This window comes from Allobosea sp. P4_C6 (assembly GCF_056402015.1).
Genome location: NZ_JBFUIF010000091.1, coordinates 1 through 7247 on the forward strand (window position 1 = coordinate 1; position 7247 = coordinate 7247).

Below are 7247 nucleotides of genomic sequence, written 5' to 3' on the forward strand. Positions count from 1 at the left end.
CTCCTGTCCGATGGCCTGCCTTATGTCTTCGACGCCTTCACGGTGAAGGCGATCGACCGGGCGGGTACAGCCGATTTCGACCGGGCCGCGGAAACAGGTTCGGCGGTGAGCCTGACACCGGTCGTGCCTCCGTTGGCGATCCGTCGCGCACTGCCGCTCGATCTCAACGTCGTTGAATGGGGCCAGTGAGGCGCCGTCCTGGAACGGGTCGACGACGGCCGGGCGCTCTCGCGGGGTCCGTTCTGCGATCCGAAGATTTGGCGCGGAGGCGGCCAGAACAAATCCGCTGATGTGCCTAGAATGGGCTTTGCGCCTCGCCGGGCCTGCACACTGCGAGACTGGTGTCAGGCGTCGCCTTCACTGGCCGGCTGATACGCTCAAAGTTGCCGCTGACAAAAAGAAACGGAGCGCGTAGCAATACCTTGCGACGTGTCAGGTCAGGAGGCGGAGGTTTGCGACGAAGATTCAAGCCTCGGCGCTTCCTTCGCTAGCCTAACTGCGCCCGTGCCAGGCGAAGATGCGCTTACGACCCATATTCGCGGCAGGGCTTCGAAGCCGTGTGCTGATCGAAGCACAGGGCCCTCCGGCGCCTCGACTGCGATGCCGTTGTGTCCGCCAAAAACCTTGCGGGCGGCCCTGGCGACGCTCCATGCGACTGATCGGATATCACCCGCGGCTGCTGGGCATGCGCTGGCCACTGGCGGGCGCCGCATTCCAGCAAATGCGGACAGCTGCGGACAGGGCTACCTGTTTAGACCATGCGCGCGTTCACGCGCACATATGGGAGGAACCGGGCGGACTGTCCGCATCTGTCCGCCCCCCGTGGACGGCGACCTCAATCATAATCGCCACGGGAGAGCTTCGGCTTCACGCGGACGCCGCGGAAGCCCCGTGCCTTGGAGTGCCCTGTCGTGCACTTCTCGAAGCCGCGCTTGAGCAGCAGCCCGCTCAGCATTTTCTTGGTGCCAGGATTCTCACCCGCCTTCTCGCAGAAGTCCTTCCATGAATCATAGAGGCGGCGATCAGCCCGAACTTGTGGGTGTTGCCTGGCTCGATGTCGCATTCCTCGTCGAGCCACTGGCCGATGAGGTCCTGCTCCGCGAAATAGTCCTCCGTGGCGGCCTTGACGCTTTCCGGCCTGACCAACCCGTTTGCCTGCCAGTCGAGGCAGCCCTCGATCATCCAGCGTAGAATGCCGGGCCATTCGGCCTTGAGCTTGGCCTCGAGCCCGCGGTTGGCGGTGCCGGTACGGAAACACGACGAAAATCAGCGCAGAACCATGGGGTCGCAGCTGGGATCAGCTGCGCGTTGAGAAATTCGGTATCGGCCGTCTCGCGGACGCGATGAGCGGTAGCGGGCAGCTGCGTGGTGACGCGGCGGGACACGCGTGCTGGCTGATGTCGATGCGAAGACGGTTTGTGAAAGGGCCCTGCAAGCGATCCGCTTCAGCGCCGACTGAACTCAGAACGACCGGAAGGCGAGAAAAAGTTACGCGAAAACGCCGTCGGCTACGAGATTGCGGCTAGCCTCCGGTGCGGACACCTGGAAGACGCGAAATGGATCACGACAGAAGGAACGATAGTCGCTCGTCAATTCTGTGTGAGGCGCAAGCTCAAATCGTGCTGCGGTGGTACTCGCAAAATCGAGGCACGTCGGGTCGTCGCTATGATTGAAGAAGCGGGCGTCGTCGGCGCACATCACCCACCCGGTCTCTCCCGTGAGAGGAAGATAGCCATACTTCAGAACGAAATCTTTTAGAATCACTTCTTCAGGAAGTGTTTCAACGATATAATCGAATCCATGATGAAACGTCCAAATAAAAGTGTTTGCTGGTACAAAATCCTTGCAATAGAGTCCCAGACCAGCCCCTGGAATTTTACTTTCCGCAATGTAGGTCGGAATGAGTAGCATTGTTGCTTACTCCCAGATACACGGTTAAAAACGAGCGAAATCACGAATTGGATAAACGATTTTTTTGACACGAACAAGACAGTGTGTACTTTTGATGGTGTATGTGCGCCATATCGAATTCCGATCCAGCCAGGGGCAGAATTAATGGACTTACCAACGATAGATCCAATAATCGCAACGGGCGTCATGCTATCGACGGCAGTAACTGACGGCGCTTATGTGATGTTCAACGCGGCAGTTTCGGCGCGTAAACGTGTATCTGCAGCCAATTGGAGCAGTGCCTGGTATATGCTGTCCGCGTTCGCGGTCATCAACTACACACATAATTGGGTCTATGTGCTTTTTGCCGCGGCAGGTGCCTGGTTCGGCGGGTTCCTAACGATGACAGCGCTCAACTACATCGCTCCTGTACGAAGTGAATGAAGGTTAAAGCATTAGTTTGGCTGCGAGGTGTTCTGGGCCAGATCGCGCGATCCGGCCGCCAGAAATCAATGGCGCGGGCGGCGAGCACATTCTCACAGGCGGCAGGCCGCGCGTTCCGCAGTCGGGGGGAGATCCAGATCTCGTTGGCACGCTTCTTGTTGCTAACATCTATCACCCAGCTCCCGAGGCTTGGATGATCTCGAGTCAACCAWGTTGGCTCTCCTTTAGCTTGCTAGCTTCAAGTTGAGTTGCCTATTTCGTGGGCATTTTCTAGATTTCTGCCAAATATGTCCAAGTTCTGCGCAAAGTGTCTATGCTGAGGCGGCACAGGGGAAACTTGCCGATGATCACAGCTATGATCGATTCTGCCCAGTTGGCGATGTTCGATGTCATCCAAGCGAGACAACTGGAGGATTTCGAGGGCTCGTTACGGATTAGCGAACGCGTCGCAAAATCGACCCTTATCTACAACTACCAGCTCCAGAGCAGGGTGCCGTTGAGCGCTAGCTTCGCCAGGCCAATTTTTAGCCTCGCGACCCGTAGCGCTGGCGCAATCGTTGCGACCTACGCTGACAGCAGCTTCGCAACCAATCTCTCCATCAATGGCGACGAAGGCGATCTTTTCTGTTTCACATCGATCATCGTCGGCCAAATGACATTGGCCGAACGAGGCCATTGCGCGACTGCCGTGGGAGGCCAAGGCCTCGCGTGGCGGCCGGGCCCTGGCAGCCAACTCCTGATCAGCGATGACAACGCGCGCTCAAACGTCTTCTTGAAGGTTTCGGATGTTGAGGATGGGCTGGTGCGAATGCTCGACGAACCGCTCCGCCAACCGCTCGAATTCGCGCCCAGCGTCGACTGGAGCAGCGGGCTGGCTGCCAGCCTCAAGCGTCAGTTCGATTTTGTATTGGGCGACTTTCGGGCCGAGGACGGAGTGGTCAGCAGCCCCATTGCACTCGCGTCCTTGACAGATCTGCTGGTCTCACTTGTGCTGCGTGGCACCTCACACAACTATTCCAATCGGTTGACCAAGGGCTCTTCCGGGGCGGTGCCGGCCTACGTTCGACGTGCGGAGGATTTCATGCGTAGAAGTGCCGCTGACCCTATCCGCATGGCGCATGTCGCGGCTGCGGCTGGATGTAGCCAGCGGACCCTTGACGATGCGTTCAAGCAATTCCGCGGCAGCACGCCGTTGGGCGCATTGCACGCCATTCGACTCGAGTTGGCGCGCGATGAGCTAACCCTTGGGGCGCCGGGTAGCTCAGTTACTACCGTCGCGCGCCGATACGGCTTCACCAATTCGTCGCGGTTTGCCAAGGCCTTTCGTCTTCGTTTCGGCCAGACGCCGGTGGAGGTTGCGCTACGCGCGTCGCGCTCGTTAAGGCAAGAAGTTTAGCGGTCGGGTATTGGACCGGATTGACTGGAACCCGAAGACGAGGGCTACCTCTACCAAGGTCCCGCCGTGAAAAATATCCACTTTCTGCGGCACCCGTCGCAAGCCAGAAAACATTGGCAGAGTTCGGGCGGCGCGAATACGAGGCGTTGATTGCCTCCGTTCCTGTCGAGATGCCTCTCGAGCTCAACCAGTGGTGCAAGCCTTTCGGATTTGAGACATGGACATCGCGGGGAATAAGAAGCCATGAGCGTTTTAGGATGAGCGCTGCGGGCCAGAGAAGATCAGATTGACGAAGCTGCGCAAGGCCAGGACCTGCCGCGTCAGGCGGCTAGGATCGCACAGCGTCTTGGACATGATGATGCCGCCGTGACCGCGCAGGAGAGCATGTCGGCCAGATCGTCAAGATCGACCGGCTCGCGCGGCGAGCGACCATCGAGATCTCCTCGAGGATGCCGCGAAAGCGCGCGTTCCAGCGAGGCCTGCCTGCCGCCTGTGGCACTGAGCGCGTGAGGACGCCCCGCCCGGAAGCGGAGGCCATCGCCCGCCGTCCAGCAGGCGGCCTACCACCTTGGCGGTGTAATCGACCATCGGCACGACGCGGGCATAGTTCGGCCGCGTCGGGCCGATGATGCCGAAGCCGCGCTGCTCGGCCGTACGGCCAGCACTTGCTGCGCCCGACGGCCTTCCAGGGCTAGACGTGCGATCACGATGGGCGCAGGACTCACAGGCTGCCGCTGGAGAACCAGAACCCGCGTGGACGCGCTCGACCGTCGCCTGCTGGCCATCGTCTGCGCTGATGTCGCCGGCTATTCCGGCCTGATGAGCGCCGACGAGGAGAGGACCTTTGCGCGCGTTCAGGCGCTCTTCAGCATGGTGGTTCAGCCCGAGGCTCAGCGGAGCCAGGGGCGCATCGTCAAGACAATGGGCGATGGGTTTCTTGCGGAATTCACCAGCGCCATCAAGGCTGTCCAGTTCGCGGCGGAAGTCCAACGAAAATGCGCTGTGGCTGACCCGCAGATGAGGTTCCGTATGGGGATCCATGTGGGCGACGTCATCGCTCAGGACGGGGACGTCTTCGGTGACGGCGTCAACATCGCCGCGCGCCTTCAGGAGGCTGCTCATCCGGGCGGGATCCTCGTCTCGCGCGCGGTCCGCGATCAGGCACGGGACCGCTTTCACTTCGAGGAGGCTGGTGAGAAGCATCTGAAGAACATTCCCCGCCCGGTGCGCACATTTCGTGTCGCGGGAATGGGGCACGCGCCAGTCCGTTCAAGGAAAAACCGCTGGTTTGTCTGGGTGCTCCCAGCCTCGGTCGCCGCCCTCTTTCTCGCCGTATTCGCGGCGCTGCCGGGCTGGAGCCCATTCCACCGAGCCTCTGGAAATTTGTCCGGCCAGATCCAGCAGGGAAGGCCCTCGATTGCCGTGCTGCCCTTCGCGAACCGATCCGGCGACGCTGCTGATGACTACTTTAGCGACGGGCTCACCGAGAATGTTCTGACCGCCCTGGCACGCTTCCCAGACCTGTTCGTTATCTCGCGCAATTCCACCTTCGCCTACAAGGGCCGGGAGGAGGATACCGCTGAGATCGGGCGGGCCCTCGGGGTTCGGTATGTCCTCCAGGGCAGCGTACAGAAGGCAGGACCACAGCTCCGGGTGACGGCGCAACTGATCGATGCACGAGGCGGCGGCAACGTCTGGGCCGAGCGCTATGACCGGCCTCTGCAGGATCTGTTCGTGATCCAGGACGAGATTGCGGAACGGATCGCCTCGCGTCTCGGCAGCTCGATCCAGCGAGCGGAGGTCGCAGCCGGAATGCGCAAGGCGCCGACCGACCTCACGACTTACGACCTCTATCTCCGGGGACGCAGTCTACGTCAGGTAGGCAGCAAGGACAAAGCCCTCGCGGCCCGCGCCATGTTCGAACAGGCTATCGAGCTCGACCCCACATTCGCCCCCGCACTCGCGGAGATGGCCTTCGCTTACTACCGCGGGGTGGCATTGCGGTGGGACACGCCCGACCGTGCGGCTGCGCTGGAGAAAGGGTTGGCGTTTGCGCAACGGGCCCTAGGGGCCGACCCGACCCTCCCGATGGCGCATATGGTCATGGGCGACCTGCTTCTTCGCCGGCATGCTCACGACGAGGCCGCGCGCTGGGCCAAACGCGCCGTGGAGCTCAACCCGAACGATGCCGAGTACTATGCCGGCCTTGCCAACATTATCACCTTCATGGGCCGCTCCGAGGAGGCCATTGCCCTTATGCAACGGGCGTTCGTCCTCGACCCACTCCATTCTCCGAACTACGACATGTACCTTGGACGCGCGCTACTGCTGAGCAGTCGCTTCGACGAGGCCCTGCCTTACCTGCGCGACTGCGCTCGCCGTGCGCCGGAATACTGGCCGTGCCACTTGTTCTCGGCGGTGACCGACGCCCACGTGGGTCACAACGAAGCCGCCAAAGCCGCGCTAGTCGAATTGCGACGATCGTCGCCGATCCGAACCGTGCAGGACTTCCTAGGGACCGGTGACTACCTGCCCGGCCCAACCTTTGACCTCATCAGTGAGGGCCTGACGAAAGCTGGGTTGCCCCCGAACTGATGGCGCCCCAAACGGAACGCAGTAGATGCTTCTACATGGTGGGCACTTGGCGCGCTGGAACGATACCGCTGCCGTCCATACCCTGTGTTAGCTGCATCCCGTCCTGGCACCTGACAACCGAGGCTGTTATAATTCAATGGCATTTTTGCAAAATCGAAGGGCGCTTTTGATTTGATCGATTGCAAGTTTGCCCATTGAGTTGGAAGTTCGGACTTCCGCTTCCTCGCATGGATCGTCGCTAGAGGGCTTATCTGATGGCTACGGCGCGAAATAACCCGGCCAATACGCGAGGCAAACCGTTCGCCCCCGGCAACGCCGGCAGGCCCAAGGGTGCCCGCCACAAGGTGACGCTCGCCATCGAGGCTTTGCTGGAAGGCGAGGCCGGCGCCCTCACACGCAAGGCGATCGAACTCGGGCTCGCCGGCGACATGACGGCGCTGCGGCTGTGTATGGATCGACTGGCGCCTCCCCGTCGCGACCGACCCGTCACGTTCGACCTTCCCAGGATCGAGACGGTCGCCGATTTGCCCAAGGCGACGCAGGCCATCCTGGAGGCGGTCGCGGCGGGCGAGCTGGCGCCGTCCGAAGCCGCCGAACTCGGCCGGCTTGTCGATGCCCATGCCAAGGCCATCGAGGTCACCGATCTGCACCGCAGGCTCGAGGCACTGGAAGGAGGGCGAGCATGAGGAACGCCGTCCACCGTCGCCTCGCCAGGCTGGAGGCCSGGCGCCGTCCCGTATCGGATCACCGGTCGAAGGCCGCGCGCGACGCCGCAATTGCGATGGTGCTCGCCGCCCCCGAGTGGGCGGAGCAGATCAGTGCCGAGCTGATCGGGCAGCCTGGCTACGCCCCTCGCGCCGTTGCAGCAGTCCGCGCCGCGATGAGGGCGGATACATGACGGCCCTCCAACGCCGCCTCAGGG

6 protein-coding genes and 1 pseudogene are annotated in these 7247 nt (G+C 61.5%); 5 read left to right on the top strand and 2 right to left on the bottom strand.

The genetic code is table 11. The annotated features are described in order from the left end of the window. A pseudogene (locus AC1DVA_RS25635) lies at positions 1-189 on the top strand (M23 family metallopeptidase); the annotation flags it as partial. Between the two features lie 759 nt (positions 190-948). Here the strand turns inward: AC1DVA_RS25635 and AC1DVA_RS25640 are convergent. Together AC1DVA_RS25640 and AC1DVA_RS25645 are read right to left on the bottom strand one after the other, a co-directional pair. After that, positions 949-1182, bottom strand: a complete 234-nt coding sequence (locus tag AC1DVA_RS25640) for a hypothetical protein (protein ID WP_476807749.1) — start codon at positions 1180-1182, stop codon at positions 949-951. A 306-nt stretch (positions 1183-1488) separates the two neighbouring features. Next, positions 1489-1911 (bottom strand): SET domain-containing protein, encoded by a 423-nt coding sequence (locus tag AC1DVA_RS25645; protein ID WP_476807750.1) that lies wholly within the window; start codon positions 1909-1911, stop codon positions 1489-1491. Between the two features lie 144 nt (positions 1912-2055). On the opposite strand from AC1DVA_RS25645, the gene AC1DVA_RS25650 reads away from it, so the two are divergent. The 4 genes from AC1DVA_RS25650 (at position 2056) to AC1DVA_RS25665 (ending at position 7011) form a co-directional block, all read left to right on the top strand. After that, positions 2056-2334, top strand: coding sequence for a hypothetical protein (locus AC1DVA_RS25650; protein WP_476807751.1), 279 nt, complete (start codon positions 2056-2058; stop codon positions 2332-2334). 343 nt (positions 2335-2677) lie between these two features. Then, complete coding sequence (locus AC1DVA_RS25655) at positions 2678-3730, top strand: AraC family transcriptional regulator (RefSeq protein WP_476807752.1); 1053 nt, start codon at positions 2678-2680, stop codon at positions 3728-3730. 753 nt (positions 3731-4483) lie between these two features. Continuing rightward, positions 4484-6325 carry an adenylate/guanylate cyclase domain-containing protein gene (locus tag AC1DVA_RS25660; protein WP_476807753.1) on the top strand — a complete coding sequence of 614 codons (1842 nt, stop codon included), beginning with the start codon at positions 4484-4486 and terminating at the stop codon, positions 6323-6325. A gap of 254 nt (positions 6326-6579) precedes the next feature. Beyond that, positions 6580-7011, top strand: coding sequence for a DUF5681 domain-containing protein (locus AC1DVA_RS25665; RefSeq protein ID WP_476807754.1), 432 nt, complete (start codon positions 6580-6582; stop codon positions 7009-7011). The last annotated feature ends 236 nt before the right edge of the window (positions 7012-7247 follow it).

Bases quoted from the DNA above. Each gene is read 5' to 3' on its own strand.
- AC1DVA_RS25645 (WP_476807750.1), bottom strand. From the start codon at position 1,911: ATGCTACTCATTCCGACCTACATTGCGGAAAGTAAAATTCCAGGGGCT.
- AC1DVA_RS25640 (WP_476807749.1), bottom strand. From the start codon at position 1,182: ATGATCGAGGGCTGCCTCGACTGGCAGGCAAACGGGTTGGTCAGGCCG.
- AC1DVA_RS25650 (WP_476807751.1), top strand. From the start codon at position 2,056: ATGGACTTACCAACGATAGATCCAATAATCGCAACGGGCGTCATGCTA.
- AC1DVA_RS25655 (WP_476807752.1), top strand. From the start codon at position 2,678: ATGATCACAGCTATGATCGATTCTGCCCAGTTGGCGATGTTCGATGTC.
- AC1DVA_RS25665 (WP_476807754.1), top strand. From the start codon at position 6,580: ATGGCTACGGCGCGAAATAACCCGGCCAATACGCGAGGCAAACCGTTC.